Here is a 19,213-nt window from a genome sequence, read left to right as displayed (position 1 = left end):
TACGTTAAGGAGGAACTAGAAATGAAAAAGTGGGTATTTATTTCTTTTTTTATAGCATGCACAGTATGTGTAGGCTTTTATATATCACCGTTATTTCAAAAGGAAATCGATGTTAAAATTGTCGGAAAAGATGAGCTAGTAAAGGCGGCAAATACCGAGAGGAAAGAGATTACGAAGGAACAAATTTATAAGGGTGATTTATTATTAGTTAATAGGGATTATCCAGTAAAAAAAGATAGTATTAGGTCTGATATTATAAATGTAAATCATAATAGTGAATTAGTAAGAGGCTACGTAATATTTGATAGAAATCTTCGTTTATCAAAGTATGTTGTAAAAAAGTTTTTGAACGTTGTCGATGCGGCTGGAAAAGATGGCGTACAGCATTTCTTAATGAGTAGTGGGTATCGAGATTTTAAAGAACAAAGTAAATTATATAAAGAAATGGGATCTGATTACGCGCTTCCAGCAGGATATAGTGAACATAATTTAGGATTATCACTAGACGTTGGATCAACGCAAAAGAAGATGGAGAAAGCGCCTGAAGGAAAATGGATCGAAGAGAACGTATGGAAGCATGGCTTTGTATTACGTTATCCGAAAAATAAAAGTAACATTACTGGAATTCAATATGAGCCATGGCATATCCGTTATGTTGGCCTACCTCATAGCGCAATTATGCAAAAAAAGAATTTCACACTAGAGGAATATTTAGAGTTTTTAAAAGAGGAAAAAGGGATTTCAACTGAAGTAGAAGGTAAGAAATATACTGTTTCTTATTATAAAGTTTCTGAGAATATGAAAGTGAACATTCCGACAAACAAGCAGTATGAAATTTCGGGGAATAATATGGATGGGGTTATTGTGACGGTTCAGGAATAAAGAAAAAGGCTGTGCCATTTGGGACAGCTTTTTTTATATAAGAAAGGAATTGACGTTTCTTGTCGATAAATCGATATTCCTTGTCGAATCGTTGATATATTATAAGTTATGATAGATATAATTGAAAAATCGTTGATATATTGTAAGTTATGATAGATATATTCAAAAAATCGTTGATATAATTTCCTATACTATTACCATTTTGGAGGAGCATCTTTTTATTCATTTTCAAACATTATAACGTTATATTTACTTCTCCCTTTTTTTGTGTTACGCTAAACGTGTGAAAGAGACATAAAATGAAATTTTAATGTAAGCGTATTCTTATGGCTTCTTATAGAAAAGGGTGGAAGTACAATGACAGAACGATTCGTACTACGTAATGTGAAACGTGTGAACGGGGAAGAGATTGACATTGTAATTGAAAATAACAAAATCGCACAGGTGACGAAAGCTGGTGCTGGCGAGGGTGGAAAGGTTCTTGATTACTCTGGTACTTACGTATCGAGTGGCTGGATTGATTTGCACGTTCACGCTTTTCCAGAGTTTGATCCGTATGGCGATGAGGTGGATGAAATTGGCGTTAAGCAAGGGGTAACGACAATTGTTGATGCGGGTAGCTGCGGAGCTGATCGCATTGCAGATTTAGTAAAAAGTAGAGAGCAGGCAAAAACGAATTTATTTGCCTTTTTAAATATTTCTCGTATCGGTTTGAAACGAATTGATGAATTATCCAATATGGAATGGATCGATAAAGAGAAAGTGATAGAAGCAGTAGAAAAGTATAAAGATGTAATCGTTGGGTTAAAGGCGAGAATGAGTAAAAGTGTCGTTTGTGATAGCGGAATTGAACCGCTTCATGTTGCACGCTCTTTATCTCGTGAAACATCATTACCAATTATGGTACATATCGGTTCAGCGCCTCCTCGCATTGAGGAAGTTGTACCTCTTTTAGAAAAAGATGATGTCATTACACATTACTTAAACGGGAAAGAAAATAATTTATTTGATGAAGAAGGCAAACCGTTACCTGTGTTACTAGATGCAGTGAAGCGCGGTGTGCATTTAGATGTTGGGCATGGTAATGCCAGTTTTTCTTTTAAAGTAGCAGAGGCTGCGAAGCGTCACGATATCATCTTTAATACGATTAGTACAGATATTTACCGGAAGAATCGTGTGCATGGTCCGGTGTATAGTATGGCCCATGTTCTTTCGAAATTCCTTTACTTAGGTTATCCGCTAGAAGAAGTAATTGACGCGGTTACGAAAAATGCAGCAGAGTGGCTGAAAAAACCAGAGCTTGGCCGCATTCAAGAAGGCGATATTGCAAACTTAACTTTATTTACGGTGAAAGATGAGAAGGTTACGTTAATTGATTCAGAAGGGAATCAGCGCGTTGCTGAAAGAAGAATTGATACGAAAGGGGTTGTAATCAATGGGTCATTCATTGAATGCTAAGTATGGATTAAAAAGAGTAATTAATGCGAGCGGTAGAATGAGTATTTTAGGTGTATCTGCTCCTACAGATACGGTAATGGATGCGATGAAACATGGTGGACAAAATTATGTGGAAATTGCTGATTTAGTAGATAAAGCAGGAGACCATATTGCGAGAATTCTAGATTCAGAGGCAGCGGTCGTTGTAAATTCAGCATCGAGCGGAATTGCGCTTTCTATCGCTGGTATCGTTACAGAAGGAAATCGCCGTAAAAGTGAAAGACTTCATCAAGAAGTAATCGCGAAAAACGAAGTGATTATGTTAAAAGGTCATAACGTTCAATACGGTGCTCCTGTTGAAACGATGATTTATTTAGGCGGCGGTAAACTTGTAGAAGTTGGCTATGCAAATGAAGGGAAAGCAGAGCATATTGAAGAGGCAATTGGTGAAAATACAGCAGCGATTCTGTATGTGAAATCACATCATGCAGTGCAAAAAAATATGATTTCTGTTGAAGAAGCATGGGAAGTTGCGCAGCGAAATAACGTACCGCTTATCGTGGATGCAGCAGCTGAAGAAGACATTCAAAAGTATGTGAAGTATTCAGACCTTGCTATTTATAGCGGTTCAAAGGCAATTGAAGGACCTACTTCTGGTATTGTTGGTGGGAAACGAAAATATATTGAATGGCTGAAAGTGCAGTTACATTGCATCGGAAGAAGCATGAAAGTTGGGAAAGAAACAACTTTTGGTTTACTTCAAGCACTTGATGAGTACGGAGTAAAAGAAGATAAGAGCGAGCAAGAAAAAGAATTGCTACAAATACTTATGCCGCTAAAAGAATTAAAAGGTGTAAATGTAACGATCGTTCAAGATGAAGCGGGAAGAGCAATCTTTAGAGCACGTATTCATATTAACGAAAAAGAGTTAAATAAATCGGCAAAAGACGTTGTGACAGCATTACGCGAAGGGGAAATCGCAATCTATACACGTGATTACGGAGTAAGACAAGGATTCTTTGATATTGATCCACGTCCACTTCAAGGTGATGACATACATGTGATTCAAGAAAAATTGAGAGAAATTGTAGGGGGAAACTAAAATGACAAACATTCAAAAACGTTTTTATAAAGGCCGCGTAGCATTAAATGTATTAGCGAACAATATCCGAAATGCGAAAGATATTTTTGAAGCAGCAGAAGGGTATGTAGTAGTGGGGGTATTATCAAAAGACTACCCAACAGTAGAAGAAGCCGTTACAGCGATGAAAGCATACGGAAAAGAAATTGATGACGCTGTATCAATCGGACTAGGAGCAGGAGATAATCGCCAAGCGGCAGTTGTAGCTGAGATTGCGAAGCATTATCCTGGCAGCCATATTAACCAAGTGTTCCCTTCAGTTGGAGCGACACGTGCAAATCTCGGCGAAAAAGATAGCTGGATTAATAGTTTAGTATCGCCAACAGGAAAAGTAGGTTACGTAAATATTTCTACTGGTCCAATTAGCGCAGCTGGAGAAGAAAAAGCAATCGTTCCAATTAAAACAGCAATTGCACTTGTACGTGATATGGGCGGAAATTCATTGAAATACTTCCCAATGAAAGGTTTAGCTCATGAGGAAGAATATCGCGCAGTTGCGAAGGCTTGTGCAGAAGAAGGATTTGCATTAGAGCCAACAGGCGGAATTGATAAAGAAAACTTCGAAACAATTGTACGTATTGCGCTTGAAGCAAACGTAGAGCAAGTTATCCCGCACGTGTACTCTTCTATTATTGATAAAGAAACTGGTAACACGAAAGTAGAAGATGTTCGTGAATTATTAGCAGTCGTGAAAAAGTTAGTTGATCAATATGCGTAAGAAAATTGCAGCATTTGGTGAAGTAATGATGCGCCTGCAAGTACCAGGATATGAATTGTTGTCGCAAGCTAACACATTAAATTACTCATTTTCTGGTACAGGTGTGAACGTTGCAGCAGCACTTTCTCATCTCGGTCATGAAGGCTTTCTTATTTCAACTTTACCGGAAAATTCTGTTGGGGATGCTGCAGTATCACATATTCAAAAGTTAGGCATTCAGGCACCGTTTATTTCAAGAAGCGGTAAATATGTCGGCATGTACTTTTTAGAAAATGGATTTGGCGCAAGGGCAAGCCGCGTTACGTATTCGAATCGACTAGAAAGTAGCTTCAATATGGCATGTGAAGAAATGTATCAATTTGAAGAAATCGCAAAGGAAATTGATATCGTTCATTTTTGTGGTATTACACTTGCGATGAATGATACTGTGCGCCATCATATGAAATCTTTAGCGAAAGCAGTGAAAGAAAACGGAGGAACCGTCGTTTTTGATTGCAATTATCGTCCATCACTTTGGGGAGAAGACGGATATGAACAGGCAAAACCGCATTATGAAGAAATGCTGGGACTTGCTGATATCGTTATGATGAACGAAAAAGATGCAATGTTTGTTTTAGGAATAAAAACCGAAGAAACGGAGCGAGAGGCGCAACTTGTTGATCTTATTCCAAAGGTAGCTGAAACGTATCATATCGCTACAATCGCTGGTACTCATCGCTCTATTAACAGTGATAATACACATTCGCTTCGCGGATTTATATGTAAAGATGGCGCGTTCACTTTTGCAAAAACACTTACGTTTTCTGTATATGATAGAATAGGTGCTGGAGATGCTTATACGAGCGGAATTATTCATGGCGAGATAAAAGAGTTTGCACCAGAGAAAGCTGTTTCATTTGCGTCAGCAGCTGGAATGCTAGCACATACAATCGTCGGTGATACGCCAATGTCATCAGAGAAAGATATACTTCGGGCGATGACGGCATCAGTAGGTGATGTAGAAAGGTAGTGGGTGTAACGGTGAACGTAACGAGGAAAAAAGGACCATTATATTTACAAATAAAAAATATTATTCGTGATCGAATATTGCATGGTGTATATGCCATTCATACGAATATTCCTTCCGAACCGCAGTTAGAAGAAGAGTTCAAAGTGAGCAAAATTACAGTGCGTAATGCAATTAAAGAACTCGCTCAAGAAGGATATTTAGAAAAGAAAAGCGGTAAAGGAACGAAAGTTATCCGTAATACTTCTGCGACGAAGTTGTCAAAAGGTAAGAAATTTACTGAAGTGTTAGTGGAAGAAGGATATAAAGTACAGAAGAAATTGCTAAAAGCAGAAATCGTTCAGATTGAAGAAGGAACAGTGCCATTTCGATTATTCGGCAAGGAGAGTTTTCGTATTGAACGTTTATATACGTTAAATGATGCACCGTACATTCATTATACGCACTATTTCTCAGCAGGAATGGCAAGTACAGATTTATCGGACTTTGACTTGCAATCGCTTTATGATTTAGTTGAAGACCGAGGCATTCACTTAGAAAACTTCAGAGATGAATTCGCTGTTGGCCTTGCGCCTAGGTTCGTTGCAGAAGCGCTAGGTGAAAAAGAGGGGGCAGCGCTATTAAAACGTATGCGTTATTCTTATGATGAAGTTGGCGAAGTAATTGAATATAGTGAAGGCTACTACAATACAGAGATGCAGCATTATGTAGTGAATTATGACGTATAAAAAAGAGGGGATGTTCCCTCTTTTTTTATAAAGTAAAACTTTAATTAGTGGAGGAGAGCATCATCCACTAATTATTAGCTCACACCAATCGGGATAAAAATAAGGGGAATGAGAGATGGATATATACTTATTAATCGTCACGTTACTTGCGATCACAATTGTTATTTTAGGGGTATCATGGTGGAAATGGCATGCATTTATTAGTTTAACAGTTGCGAGTTTATTTTTAGCCATTATGTCTGGACTGAATGTAACGAAAATAGTGACTGCCTATGAAACTGGTGTTGGTAGTGTACTAGGGCATTTAGTTGGTATTTTAGCACTTGGAACAATTTTAGGAAAAATGATGTCCGATTCAGGGGCAGGCATGCAAGTTGCAGATTTCTTTATTCGATTTTTCGGCGTAAAAAAATTACCTTGGGCTATGTTATTTGCAGGGTTTGTTATAGGGATTCCCGTATTTTTTGAAGTGGGGATTGTCATTTTATTACCACTCGTTATTTCAATTCGAAAAACGACGAAGCAAAATATATTATTAATTGCGTTACCTGTCATTGCAGGATTATCTATTGTTCACGGGCTTGTGCCACCACATCCAGGGGCGATGACAGCAATCGGTATTTATAACGCGAACTTAGGAAAGGTACTTTTATATTCATTACTTATCGCGTTACCAGCAGCCATTATCGCAGGACCGATATTTGCAAAGTGGGTACATAAAAGGGTTATACCTGAAAATGAACCGGAGCTTGTTCGAGTTACGACAGTATCAACTGATTTGCCAAGTCGTAAAATTTCATTCTTTATTATTTTATTACCAGTTGTATTGATGATTTTATCAGTAGTTGCACCATATATTTCATTACCGAAAAAAATGACTGAATTTTTTGTGTTTATAGGAAGTCCAGTAATCGCCTTACTTATTTCATGTTTCGCAGCATTTTATTTACTTGGAATAAGACAAGGAATTAATAAAAAGATGATTAAAAAGTTAACGGATGAAAGTTTATTACCAGTCGGTTCCATTATTTTAATTATTGGTGCAGGCGGTGGATTTAAACAAATATTAATTGAAAGCGGCGTTGGAACAGCTATTGCACAAATGGCAGAACATATTTCGTTATCACCAATTGTATTAGCTTTCATGGTAGCTGGTTTAATTCGAATTGCAACAGGTTCAGCTACAGTAGCATTAACGACAGCAGCAGGGATTGTTTCACCAGTTATTCAGCACATGTCTGGTGTGAATTTAGAGTTGCTAGTTATTGCAACCGGTGCGGGATCATTAATGTTTTCTCACGTAAATGATGCAGGATTCTGGCTTGTAAAAGAGTATTTAGGATTAACGGTGAAGGAAACATTTAAAACGTGGACGGTACTCGAGACATTGTTATCATTTATTGCATTTGGTTTTGCTCTTTTATTAAATATGTTTATTTAGAAGATACCTTAATTGGTATCTTTTTTTGATGAAGCCCATTTCCGAAAACAAGCCCGTTTTTAAGAAAGCCAAGCTTCCTATTCGCCCTGAAAACATACTATAAATGGAATCCCCTCATTTAGAGCAAGGTGAACTTGTTATGAATGATACTAAAGGAGGAATAGAGTAATGAGCGAAAAGTGTGAACACAGACATGATGATTGTAACCGCAGACATGGTTGCGGAGGCGGTTTTGCGCTTCTAATCGTATTGTTTATTTTATTAATTATCATCGGTGCTAGCTGCTTCGGCGGAGGCGGCGGTTGTGGCTATGGTGGTTACGGCGGTTATGCAGGCGGCTACGGCGGATATTGCTGCTAATTATTAAAAACTATTGAAAATGGCCTTGTGCAATATGCACAAGGCCATTTTATTCATATTTTTATATGCTGTGATAATTTATTAATGTACAGAGAACGGATTAAGAAGAAGAAAATAATCTCGATAATCCCGAAAAAGGTGAGTACGATACATGTCTCTTTTAGTAATGAGAAAGAAAACATGCTTTGTAAAAACTTAACCGCAAATAACGTGTGAACACCAGCAACGATGTAAGGAACGAAAAATAAAATTCCTAATTGAATCGTTGCAGAGCGAAACATTTCTGATTCAGTTAAGCCAAGCTTTGTAATCGTAATATACTTTTGTCTTTCAGTTGTTAAGTCATTATACATACGGAAGTATAAAACACTAGCCGCACCGATAAAGAAAATAAAGCCGAGAAATGCCCAAATAAAGAATTGAGCAACTGCATTTCCTTTACCGTAAATGAGTTCATCCGTAGCCGTGTGTATGAAGAAAGGAACTTGAGCGTTCTCTTCTGTATGCTTTTCGTAGAACTCACGCGCATCGCCACTAATAACACGTAACATATTTTTGGTTGGAACTATTGCATTTTCCCAGTTTTCTACGAAGTAGTTATAGATTACAGTTGTTTCAATATGAGGAATCATATTATCAAATACATAATCTTGTACGACAGCTAAATGTGGGAATGCAAAGGATGGTTCGATTCCCTTATTAATAAACCCTTTAATATGAAATTCTTTTTTATTAGACCCGAGTGTAATCGTATTTTGCTTTGCAAATGGATTAGATACGAGATCGAGAAGTTCTGGTGAGTGCCGAGAAATAATATAAACTTCTGTAGAATCGATTGTTATTTCCGGTCTTTTCAATTGTTTAGCAATTGCGTTATAATCACTCATCTTCATAAGCATAATATCTTCTTTGGAAGCTGTATCTTTTAATACTGTAAACTTATATTTTTTGTAAAGAAAATTATTAGTTGTAAGCTCCGTTTCAATTGTAGAAATATGCTTTTGTTCAAGGGAATTGTCACCTTCTGATGTATACGTGAAGGGAACGGGATATCGCTCTAGTACTGATGCCTTCGTATTGTTATTAGCAGCAAATAACCCGATAATAATCGTAAATGCAAGTGCAGATAGCATAGAAACAATAAAGAGTACATTAATATTACTGCGTGTACGAGAAACTAAATCTGAAATCCATAACATATTTATTTGTTTCAAATAAAACTTTCTGCGCTTCTTTAAAATATAGATGAAAAGAAGGAATGTTTGTGAAAAGAATAAATATGTCCCGACTATTACGAGCGGTAAAATAGATAACATAATAAAAAAGACAGATCCATTTTGCACATTTTTTTCCGTTACGTAGCCTCGCGGATAACCAGCGATATAATAGCATAGCCCTAAACAAATTAAAGCGAATAAAGAGATGAGTATAGATGGTCTTTTTTCAGCTGGCATTTTCTTGTTCCCCTTAATGAGGTGGGCTGTTTTTCGAGTACGAATAAACATTGGTGTAAACGTAGAAACGATTAAAAATAAAATGATAAACGTTACGGTTGTAACGATAATCGCTTCTGTTGGCCAATATAAATAGAGACCTTTCGCACTTGTTAATTTCGAAGTGACTAATAAGAAAAAGTTAGAAAATACAAGTCCACCTTGAATGCCGATAAAGATAGACAATATCCCGATTATCATATTTTCAGTAAATAACAATCTTTTTAATTGTCTCTGTGAGATACCAAGAATAGTGAGTATCCCGAATTGCTGCTTCCGAACATTTAAAAATGTTCCAATTGAATATAAGAGAAAGAAGAACGAGAACATAACAATCACAAGCTGTGCTGTACTAGCTAAGTTCATTAGAGGATCACGTTCTTGAAAGCTTTGTACACTCTGTAAGCGCGGATGATACGCGTATACAGTAAATGAAAAGAAAACCATGATAGAAAAAGCACTACTTACAAAGTAGGCGAAATATGCTTTCGAATTACGCGAGACATTTTTAAATGCGAATTGCCAAAATGTCATCCACGTCTTCCTCCTAATAACGCTAGAACATCTAATATTTCTTGATAAAATTTCTCGCGATATAATCCGCGGTGCAGTTCATTGTAAAGCTCGCCATCTTTAATGAAAATAACACGGTTACAATAACTTGCTGCAAACGGATCGTGCGTAACCATTAAAATCGTTGCATCTTCTTCTTTATTTAATTTCGTAAATAACTCCATTACGTCAATTGCCGCTTTTGAATCTAAGTTTCCTGTCGGTTCATCGGCTAGTAGAAGTGAAGGATGATGAATAACAGCACGTGCTACTGCGGTACGCTGTGCTTGTCCTCCAGAAACTTCAAAAATACGCTTGTCCAAAATATGATCAATTCCAAGCTTTTGTGAAATGTTATCAAGCTTTTCATCCATTTCTTTTAATGGAACATTATCTAATGTTAAAGGTAGTACGATATTTTCACCGATTGTTAGTGTATCTAGTAAGTTAAAGTTTTGGAAAACAAATCCTAACTCTTGTCTTCGGAAAATAGCTAACTTCTCTCTACGAAATGTGTGCGGTTTTTTTCCGTTAATCACGACATCACCAGAAGTCGGAGAATCGATTGTAGAGATAACGTTTAAAAATGTAGATTTTCCGCTACCAGATGGTCCCATAATGGCAACGAATTCCCCTTTATCCACGTGTAAATTTATATTTTTTAAAGCAGTATGAGGGACTTTTCCCTCATATACTTTTGAGACGTTTTTTATGTGTAATACTTCTTCCATAGTAATCACCTTTCTACTTTTTAAAACTTAATGTGTTGTGATAATTTTTGCATATAAAAGGAACGAATTAAAAGGAAAAATAAAATTTCAACTGTTCCAAAAATCAACAGTACGACTGTAATTTCAGCGAAGAACGAGAGATGTAATATTTCTTGTAGCATCTTTGTCGCAAACATCGTATGGATTGATGCCATAATGTAAGGTACGAAGAAAAGAATCCCAAGCTGAATTGTCGCTGAACGTTTCATTTCAGTCTCAGTTAAGCCGATTTTCGTAATCGTTATATATTTTTCTTGCTCATTTGTTAAATCTGTATACATCCGGAAGTAAAGAACACTGCCAGCACCGATAAAGAAAATAACTCCTAGGAAAGTACCAATTAAGAAGAACGAAGCGACATTTAGTTTTGTCTTATATAGAGAATCGCTCGCTTCACTTGCATGGAAAGGTGGATGCTCTGCTTGAATTGCTGCATTATCGTTATGGATTTTTGTTATAAACGATGAACCGATATTATGTGCTTTTTCCCAATCTGTAACTTTGAAGTTATATACACTCATTTGTTTGGAAACTGTGGATAAGGCTTCTACATTTTCATTAGATAGTATGAGTAATTGGTATATTAAGCTGTTTGGGAATGGGCTATAACTTTTATATTCTTTCACTTGTAGTTGTAAATTGTTTTGAGTAAGTGTAAGAGTATTTTTGTTGTCTTTATTATGAAGCGTTCCAATAACCTGATCATCTAAGTCTTTCATAAGAATATAAGATTCATTCTTATTTACCGTGAGTTTTTCCCAATTTAAAGCCTTAGCAAGTACATTATAGTCACTTTGTTTAATGGCATAATAGAGCTGCGTGTTATCTTCAGCCGAAGATACTTCATATATATCCGTTTTAAATTTTGTATAAGTAAAGTGCTCTTCATTAAATTTCTGCTCTAACCAGTTTAAATGTTCATCAGCTAACGTATTTTCAGTATGTGATAAATAAGTAAACGGGAAAGGGTTTTGTCTAATCGCATCAAACTTTGTAAATTTCCCGAATCCATATAAGAATGTAATCATTGTAAAAGCGAGCGTCGATAGCATCGCTACAATAAAGAGCATGTTAATGTTTGTCCGAATACGTGATGCTAGATCGGAAATCCAAAGCATATTAATTCGTTTCATATAAAACTTTCTTCGTGTTTTTAAAATACGAATAAGTAAAAAACTAATTTGTGAAAAGAAAAAGTATGTTCCAGCTGCAATAAGCGATGGGATGACAAATATACTAGAGACGGCATATAAAAGTCCAATTATGTCACCTAGCGACATAAAATACAGCGGATTTGCGGCTAACGCATATCCACATATTAAACAGATCGCACCAAATAGAGAGATGAGCACGGATGCTTTTCTTTCTTTTTGTTGTTTTCCTTCTTTTAAAAGACGTACGGCTTTTCTCGTGCGAATGAGCATCGGTGTAAAAGATGATACGAGAATGAAGAGCCCGAGAAAGATGATGATAGTTAAAACGATAGCACTTGTAGGCGGATATAAATATAAACCAGGTACGTGTGTAATTTTGGCGGTAACTAACAAAAAGAACTGTGAAAAGACAAGTCCAAGTTGAATGCCAAAAAATATAGAAAGAGCACCAATTAACATATTTTCTATAAATATGAGTCGCTTTAATTGTTTTTGAGATATGCCAAGTACTGTTAAAATCCCGAACTGTTTTTTTCGTACTTTTAAAAACGTCCCGATTGAATACAGTAAAAAGAAAAATGAAAAGAACACAATGACAACTTCTGAAATTGTCATTAATATGTTCAGAGAAAAATTCACGTCTGTCATATGCAATTTAGGATGAAATAAATAAACTGCAAATGAGAAAAAGATTGCGATGGAGAACGCACTGCTTACAAAATAGGCGAAATAAGCTCTGGCGTTCCGCGTCACGTTTTTAAATGCAAACTGCCAAAATGTCATTCACCTGAACCTCCTGATAGGGTGAAGATGAGAAGAGCATAAGAAATACTCTTTTCATCAAGTTTGTTTTAAATATTTTGTCCACTCGTGTAATGTGATAATTTTTGCATATAAAGTGAACGAATGAATAAGAAAAATACGATTTCAACGAATCCAAAAATAATAAGAACGGCTGAAACTTCTTTGAACAGAGATAAACCAATTACATCTTGTAGCATTTTTGTTGCGAACATTGTATGAATGGATGCCATAATGTACGGAATGAAAAATAAAATACTAAGTTGAATGGTTGCAGATCGTTTCATCTCTGTATCTGTTACACCGATTTTAGAAATCGTTATATATTTCTCTTGGTCGTTCGTCAAATCCGTATACATTCTAAAGTAAAGAACGCTACCAGCTCCAATGAAGAAAATAACTCCTAAAAATGTCCCGATTAGGAAGTACGCGGCACTACCTGATGTTATTTTGTATAACGATCCCGCTGATTCAAAGGAGCGAATAAGAGGCCCTTCATACTGGTATTTATTTCGATCTTTTTGTACCTTTTCTATAAAATTATCAGCAATTTCATATGTCTGTTCCCAGTTTTGAATTTTGTAATTGTATGCTGATATATGTTTTACGGTGTTAGGTAAGTTATTTACGATAACATCAGGCAACACTATCGTTTGATATGAAAAGTCAGATGGGATTGCGTTTACATGCTCATAGCCTTTTACTCGTAATTTCGTATTTGTACTAGAGAGTGTAATGTAATCTCTTTTGTAGCTTTGCTCAAATTCGTTGAATATGGTGATATAAGATGTCCCTGTTAGCACATATGCTTCGTTATCATCCATAAATAGTTGTTTCATTCGTAAAGAATCTGCAAGTTTGTTATAGTCACTTTGCTTAATTGCGTATACGTCATTATAAATAGCTATATCTTTATCTTCTTTTAGTGGTGTTTCATATATATCAGCTTCTATTTTTTGATAAGGGAAATGCTCTTTTTGTAATTGTTGCTCAAGCCAATTTAAATGCTCTGTAACAAAAGGGTTCGCATCATAAGAGAAATAAGAAATTGGAAAAGGAGAAGTTCTATTAACTTCTAGCTTAATAAATTTCCCGAATCCATATAGAAACGTAATCATTGTGAAAGCAATTGTAGATAGCATTGCTACAATAAAAAGCATATTAATATTCGTTCGAATACGGCTCGCTAAATCCGAAATCCAAAGCATATTAATCTGTTTCATATAAAACTTCCTTCTTTTCTTTAAAATATAAATCAGTAAGAAACTAATTTGTGAAAAGAAGAAATATGTTCCGATTGTAACAAGCATTGGGATAACGAAAATACTTGAAACCATATATATAACACCGATTTGCGGGCTTACTGATACGAAATATTTAGGATTTCCAGCTAACGCATAACCACCAAATAAACAAATCGCACCAAATAATGAAACAAGTATGGATGGTTTTCTTTCTTTTTGTTTTCCACCATTTGTTTTTAAAAGGTGTACCGCTTTTTTGGTACGAATAAGCATTGGTGTGAATGCAGATACAATGATAAAAAGACTAAGGAAAACAATGGTTGTTAAAATAAACGCGTTAGTAGGACCGTATAAATATATTCCTGGAACATGCGTAAGTTTGGATGTTACTAATAAGAAAAATTGAGAAAAAACAACTCCAAACTGCATGCCGAAAAAGATAGATAAAATCCCGATTAACATATTCTCCATAAAAACAAGACGATGTAATTGTTTTCTCGATATTCCTAAAATGGTCAAAACACCAAATTGTTTTTTTCTAACTTTTAAAAAAGTACCAATGGAATATAGTAAAAAGAAGAAAGAGAAAAATACAATTACTACTTCTGAAAATATCATTAATCCTGAAATTTCAGAAGTCATGTCAAAGTTTTGTAATTTCGGATGGAATAAGTAAACAGCAAACGAAAAGAACACAGCAATGGAAAAGGAGCTACTTACAAAGTAAGCAAAATAAGCTCTTGAGTTGCGCGTGACGTTTTTAAATGCAAATTGCCAAAATGTCATAGATTATACCTCCGGCTAGAAGATATAGAAGTAGTTGTATTGCAAAAAATGTATGAGAGTGAGTTCTCATACATTTTGCTTGCATATGTTACGATCATGCTTCGGTCACCTTCTCCGTATGTTCTGCTTGATTATTTGCAGCGTTGTGGAAGATGATTTTAATCGTCGTTCCTTTACCAACTTCAGAATCTAGTTTGACAGAGTGACCTAAATAATCACAAATTTTACTTACAATATAAAGTCCCATACCAGTAGATTCTCCGAATGCGCGACCGTTTTTCCCAGTGTAAAATGGTTCAAATACTCTTCGAATATCTTCTTGCGGAATACCAACACCTTCATCGCGAACTTCTAAAATAATATCTTTTCCGTTTCGGTAAGCAGATAAGAAAACTTTCTTTCCGCGCTCACCAGAGTAACGAACAGCATTTGTCATTAACTGATAGATGATAAATTTTAGCCATTTTGCATCAGAAGCAACCTTTAAATCAGAATGAACTTCTAAAACAGGAAAGACACCATTACGAATGAATAGTTCTTTTAATCCGTTAATATTTTTTGTTACCGTATCTTTTAATGAAATCGTCTCGACATGGAAATCTTCATGGAAGTTATTTAACCTAGCCATGTATAAAGCCATATCAAGCCCTTGGTTTAGACGCTCTAATTCTTTTTTAAACTTTGGAATTAAATGCTCGTCTTCCATTTCTAGCACCATAAGCTGCATAACAGAAACAGGTGTTTTCATTTGATGTACCCAGTGGTTAATGAATAATTGATGTTCTTGTTGTTTTACTTCATACGATTGTAGTTCTTTTTGGAAGAGGCGGTACTGCGTACGCACGAGTTCATTGACACCGTGAGGCATCGGAGCAGTTGCTCTTTCAATAAACGCATCTTCCATTTTTTCTGGTTGCTCGCTTAATCTATGGTACATTCTACGATTGCGAACGTAACGGTAAGCGAGGAAACAAATAAATAAATATAAACTTAAAACGACGAAATAAAATTTATTGTTTTGAAATCCATCTACTGCATCATAAAGAACGAAAATGATACCGAAGTTTAAAACGTACAGTAGGAAAAATGCAAAATGATCACGTAAAAATAGCTTCATGCTTATTCACTCCAAGTTGCGTTAAAGCGATATCCAAGTCCACGTACTGTTTCAATAGAGTTCTCAATACCAAGCTCATTAAACTTTTTACGAAGACGCGTAATGTTTACGTTTAATGTATTTTCTTCAACGAAGCTTTCGTCATCCCAAAGCGCAGCTAATAAATCTTCACGGCTTGCTGTACGAGGGAATTTAGATAATAACATTTCAGCTAAAATAGCTTCTTTTTTCGTTAAAAGAACTTGTTCAGATCCGAAGTGAATTTCAGGACGTTCTGGGAATAGTTTTAAACCTTCTACTTCAACGATACGTTCAGAAATATTTGGTGCATAATCACCGTAAATACGGCGTAATTGTCCTTTAATTTTTGCCATTACAACGTCGTAGTGGAATGGTTTTGTAATGTAATCATCCGCACCGCTTTCAATTGCCATAATTTGTTCCATCTCACCAGCACGCGCTGAAATGAAAATAATTGGACAAGTAGATTCATGACGAATTTGACGGCACCAATAGAAACCATCGAATTTCGGTAAGTTTACATCAAGTAAAACAAGATGTGGTTTCACAGCGTTAAACGATTCCATAATATCATCGAAATTCTCTGCAACAACAGCTTCATAACCGTACTTCTGAATGTGAGATTGCAGTAATGATGAAATATTTGGATCGTCTTCAACGATTAAAATTTTATACATATGTATATTCCTCCTCAGAAAAACAATTGTAGCTATAGTGTATCATGTGTTTCAAGTCTTTTCATTATGTTGAAAGATAAGCTAGTAAACAGTATAGGTTAAAAGTGAGAAAAGTAAAAAGGGCACTGGATACAATTGACAAATAACAGTAATCGGTTTAACATTTAGATAAATATCTAAATGTCTAATTATCGAAAGGAAGAAAGACATTGAATCAAGCATTCAAAGCATTAGCAGATCCAACAAGGCGAAAAATTTTAGACTTATTAAAAGAAGGTGATTTAACCGCTGGTGAAATCGCTGAACATTTCAATATGACAAAACCAAGTATTTCACACCACTTAAGCGCACTTAAAAATGCTGAACTTATTCAAGATGAAAAGAAAGGGCAATTTGTTGTGTACTCTTTAAACACAACTGTCTTTCAAGATTTATTAACTTGGGTGTTTACATTTACGAATAAGGGGGAAGAGGGGAAATGAAAAAACATCTTTTTGCAATCTTATTAATTGTTATAACTTGTTTAGCTTGGGCGTTTGCTTGGCCACATTTGCCGGATACAATTGCAACGCATTGGAGCGGTGGTAAGGTAGATGGATATTCTTCTAAATTGTATGGAATGATTTCTATGATTGGAATTATGATTGTTTTATATATTTTTCTAAACGTGTTACCAAAGATTGACCCAAAGAAAGTAAATTACGAGAAGTTCTCTAAAGCTTTTATGATGATGAATAATGGTGTACTATTGCTACTATTTGTAGGAAATATGGATATTATTACAAGTGGATTAGGATATAACTTATTCATTAATCGTGTGCCGGAATTATTAGTTGGTATTTTATTTATAGTCATCGGTAACTATTTACCACAATGTAAACCAAATTACTTTGTAGGTATAAAAACACCGTGGACATTAAGTAACGAGGAAGTATGGAGAAAGACACACCGTTTTAGCGGAAAGGTGTTTGTTATATTAGGAATTATTATGATTCTAAGTGTTTTTGTACCAGTAACGTGGAAATCTTTCGTAATGGTTGGAATTATTACCGGTGCAGTAGGATTAACAATGGGATATTCATATATTGCTTATAAAAAAGAAATAGGGGCCTAATAAAAAATTATGGGGGAGAGAGGATGAAAAGACACGTATTACCATGGAGTTTAATTATTGGTATTGCAATTGGATGGTATATTGTATGGCCATATTTACCAGAACAAATTCCACGCCATTATAATGGAGCAGGAGTAGTAGATGGATATTTTTCTAAAGTAGAAGCAAGTTCTGTTTCAATAGGAAGCATGATGTTGCTGTATTTGATATGGCTAGCTCTTGGGTATATTGACGTAACGAAAGATAAGTATAAACAGCATGCTAAAGTCCTTTCCGCAATCCGTTATGCTATTCTTTTGATAGGATTCGGCTGTAACTTATTTGCACTATTAGCAGCGTCTAATTATATTGCATCGGGCTCAATTGCATTTAATTTTGGACTTGGAACATTGTTTCTTGTACTAGGTAATTACATGCAACAAACGAAGCCAAACGGGTTAGTAGGCATTCGAATGGACTGGACATTAGAAAATCCTGTAGTTTGGAGGAAAACACATAGATTTGCTTCGAGGGTATTTGTAATAGGTTCACTTTGTATATATGCCGGGGCTTTGCTTCCAGATCCATTTAATATTTTTATAGGGATTGGAATCATATTAATATGCATTATCGTATCAACAATAAAGTCATATAGTATTTATAAAGAAGAGTTGAAAATGTAAATGTAAATAAAGCTGCTTTTCCTTTTAGGGAAGAGCAGCTTTGTTTTTTATCACTTCTTCAAAACCGGTATCCAAATTTCACTTTTAAAGTTTGGAGAAGATATATCTTTCTGTTCATTCCACAATATCTCCGGTCCTTCCGCTAGTTCATAGTTCGAAGAAGGGAACCATTCAGAATAAATACGTCCCCATACATTTTGTAGTGCATCAGGAAATGGACCGACAGCTTCGAATATAGCCCATGTTGAAGCAGCAACTTCAAGCTGTTTAAACTCCTCTGGACAATCCTTTGTTGTGGCTACTCCAATATAGTGATCGAGTTCGCCTTTTTCCTCCATTCTTCCTTCAGAAAAATTAGTAGAAGCACTAATAATTCCAGTAGGTTCAATGTTTGAAAGGGACTTTAATGTTTGAATAGACTCTGGGTTTAAACTTTTCCACATAGAAGCAATTTCTTCATTTACACCGTTAAAAACAATTGGTACTCGTTTTGTAATACCTATAATTCGAAATGGCTCTTTTTCTTCAATTCGATAGTTCATTTCATTTCCTCCTTGAATGGATAACTGGAAGGTCATTGGTGAATAAGCTTTCAAAGAACGGCTACTATTTCGGGCTTCAGAAGGTGTTATACCGTGCAAGTTTTGAAATGCACGAGCGAATGAATCTGGTGAGTTGTAGCCATATTTTATAGCGACATCAATGACTTTTGCATTGCTATTTTTTAGTTCAAAGGCAGCAAGAGTAAGACGTCTACAGCGAATATAATCAGATAGTGATATACCTGCTAAAAACGAAAACATTCTTTTAAAGTGATACTCAGAACAGAGAGCTAGCCTCGCAACTTCTTTAAAATCAATTTCATTCGTAAGGTTATCTTCAATATAGCGCATTGCAGTATTCATATTTTTAAGTGAATCCATATTATGACCTCCTCTGTACATAGAATAGCAGGAACGAAATAGCTCCATCCGACATTTCGTGCACAACTTTGTAGGGGACATTTTTAACCTTACAAAATTGTAATGTTCCTGTAAGGAGAATGAATGGATGGTATGATATCCCAATGTTATAGTAACAAAGTACTTTTGTTCAGTAGGTTAAATTTT

General features: G+C 35.6%; 18 protein-coding genes. 11 read left to right on the top strand and 7 right to left on the bottom strand.

Annotated elements, in window-relative coordinates; all coding sequences use genetic code 11:
- Positions 1–21 precede the first annotated feature (21 nt).
- From NST27_RS23755 to NST27_RS23720, 8 genes are all read left to right on the top strand, one after another.
- Entirely contained in the window at positions 22–882 is an 861-nt protein-coding gene (locus NST27_RS23755; protein ID WP_000759396.1) for a D-Ala-D-Ala carboxypeptidase VanY, read from the top strand.
- Positions 883–1,239: 357 nt separating this feature from the next.
- Complete coding sequence (locus tag NST27_RS23750) at positions 1,240–2,340, top strand: amidohydrolase/deacetylase family metallohydrolase (protein WP_000139950.1); 1,101 nt, start codon at positions 1,240–1,242, stop codon at positions 2,338–2,340.
- A complete protein-coding gene (locus NST27_RS23745; RefSeq protein WP_047387038.1) occupies positions 2,318–3,421 on the top strand; it encodes a DgaE family pyridoxal phosphate-dependent ammonia lyase in 1,104 nt (367 codons plus the stop codon). The genes NST27_RS23750 and NST27_RS23745 overlap by 23 nt, the downstream gene beginning before the upstream one ends.
- Before the next feature lies 1 nt (position 3,422).
- Positions 3,423–4,178, top strand: coding sequence for a 2-dehydro-3-deoxy-phosphogluconate aldolase (gene dagF / locus NST27_RS23740; RefSeq protein ID WP_000181935.1), 756 nt, complete (start codon positions 3,423–3,425; stop codon positions 4,176–4,178).
- Positions 4,171–5,187 carry a sugar kinase gene (locus NST27_RS23735; protein WP_001227494.1) on the top strand — a complete coding sequence of 339 codons (1,017 nt, stop codon included), beginning with the start codon at positions 4,171–4,173 and terminating at the stop codon, positions 5,185–5,187. The genes dagF and NST27_RS23735 overlap by 8 nt, the downstream gene beginning before the upstream one ends.
- Positions 5,187–5,912 carry a GntR family transcriptional regulator gene (locus tag NST27_RS23730; protein WP_000539268.1) on the top strand — a complete coding sequence of 242 codons (726 nt, stop codon included), beginning with the start codon at positions 5,187–5,189 and terminating at the stop codon, positions 5,910–5,912. The genes NST27_RS23735 and NST27_RS23730 overlap by 1 nt, the downstream gene beginning before the upstream one ends.
- 115 nt (positions 5,913–6,027) lie before the next feature.
- Complete coding sequence (gntP, locus tag NST27_RS23725) at positions 6,028–7,353, top strand: gluconate permease GntP (protein ID WP_000356202.1); 1,326 nt, start codon at positions 6,028–6,030, stop codon at positions 7,351–7,353.
- A gap of 168 nt (positions 7,354–7,521) precedes the next feature.
- Complete coding sequence (locus tag NST27_RS23720; RefSeq protein WP_001290392.1) at positions 7,522–7,713, top strand: YjcZ family sporulation protein; 192 nt, start codon at positions 7,522–7,524, stop codon at positions 7,711–7,713.
- 53 nt (positions 7,714–7,766) lie between these two features.
- Here NST27_RS23720 and NST27_RS23715 read toward each other — a convergent pair whose 3' ends face one another.
- The 6 genes from NST27_RS23715 to NST27_RS23690 form a co-directional block, all read right to left on the bottom strand.
- On the bottom strand, positions 7,767–9,740 hold the full coding sequence (locus NST27_RS23715; RefSeq protein WP_000144954.1) for an FtsX-like permease family protein: 1,974 nt from the start codon (positions 9,738–9,740) through the stop codon (positions 7,767–7,769).
- Entirely contained in the window at positions 9,737–10,489 is a 753-nt protein-coding gene (locus tag NST27_RS23710) for an ABC transporter ATP-binding protein (protein ID WP_000393252.1), read from the bottom strand. The genes NST27_RS23715 and NST27_RS23710 overlap by 4 nt, the downstream gene beginning before the upstream one ends.
- Before the next feature lie 20 nt (positions 10,490–10,509).
- Positions 10,510–12,465, bottom strand: a complete 1,956-nt coding sequence (locus NST27_RS23705; protein ID WP_000144969.1) for an ABC transporter permease — start codon at positions 12,463–12,465, stop codon at positions 10,510–10,512.
- A 68-nt stretch (positions 12,466–12,533) separates the two neighbouring features.
- The gene (locus NST27_RS23700; protein ID WP_047387033.1) at positions 12,534–14,513 is read right to left on the bottom strand and encodes an FtsX-like permease family protein; all 1,980 of its coding nucleotides are present in this window, start codon (positions 14,511–14,513) and stop codon (positions 12,534–12,536) included.
- A gap of 94 nt (positions 14,514–14,607) precedes the next feature.
- Positions 14,608–15,630: a sensor histidine kinase gene (locus tag NST27_RS23695; protein WP_000765341.1), complete on the bottom strand. Its 1,023-nt coding sequence runs from the start codon at positions 15,628–15,630 to the stop codon at positions 14,608–14,610.
- A gap of 2 nt (positions 15,631–15,632) precedes the next feature.
- Positions 15,633–16,328 carry a response regulator transcription factor gene (locus tag NST27_RS23690; RefSeq protein WP_000276738.1) on the bottom strand — a complete coding sequence of 232 codons (696 nt, stop codon included), beginning with the start codon at positions 16,326–16,328 and terminating at the stop codon, positions 15,633–15,635.
- A 209-nt stretch (positions 16,329–16,537) separates the two neighbouring features.
- Between NST27_RS23690 and NST27_RS23685 the strand changes: the two genes are divergently transcribed.
- The 3 genes from NST27_RS23685 to NST27_RS23675 are packed head-to-tail and all read left to right on the top strand — an operon-like array spanning position 16,538 to position 18,104.
- A complete protein-coding gene (locus tag NST27_RS23685; RefSeq protein WP_001070531.1) occupies positions 16,538–16,810 on the top strand; it encodes an autorepressor SdpR family transcription factor in 273 nt (90 codons plus the stop codon).
- On the top strand, positions 16,807–17,442 hold the full coding sequence (locus NST27_RS23680; RefSeq protein ID WP_000716352.1) for an SdpI family protein: 636 nt from the start codon (positions 16,807–16,809) through the stop codon (positions 17,440–17,442). Before NST27_RS23685 ends, NST27_RS23680 begins: the two co-directional genes overlap by 4 nt.
- Positions 17,443–17,465: 23 nt before the next feature.
- Entirely contained in the window at positions 17,466–18,104 is a 639-nt protein-coding gene (locus NST27_RS23675; protein WP_000820677.1) for an SdpI family protein, read from the top strand.
- Positions 18,105–18,154: 50 nt separating this feature from the next.
- Here NST27_RS23675 and NST27_RS23670 read toward each other — a convergent pair whose 3' ends face one another.
- Positions 18,155–19,027: an AraC family transcriptional regulator gene (locus NST27_RS23670; RefSeq protein WP_000377730.1), complete on the bottom strand. Its 873-nt coding sequence runs from the start codon at positions 19,025–19,027 to the stop codon at positions 18,155–18,157.
- Between the last annotated feature and the right edge of the window lie 186 nt (positions 19,028–19,213).

This window comes from Bacillus sp. FSL W8-0770 (genome assembly GCF_038008705.1).
Taxonomy (GTDB): domain Bacteria; phylum Bacillota; class Bacilli; order Bacillales; family Bacillaceae_G; genus Bacillus_A; species Bacillus_A cereus.
The sequence above is the reverse complement of the archived record's forward strand: the minus strand, read 5'-3'. Positions and strand labels throughout refer to the sequence as shown.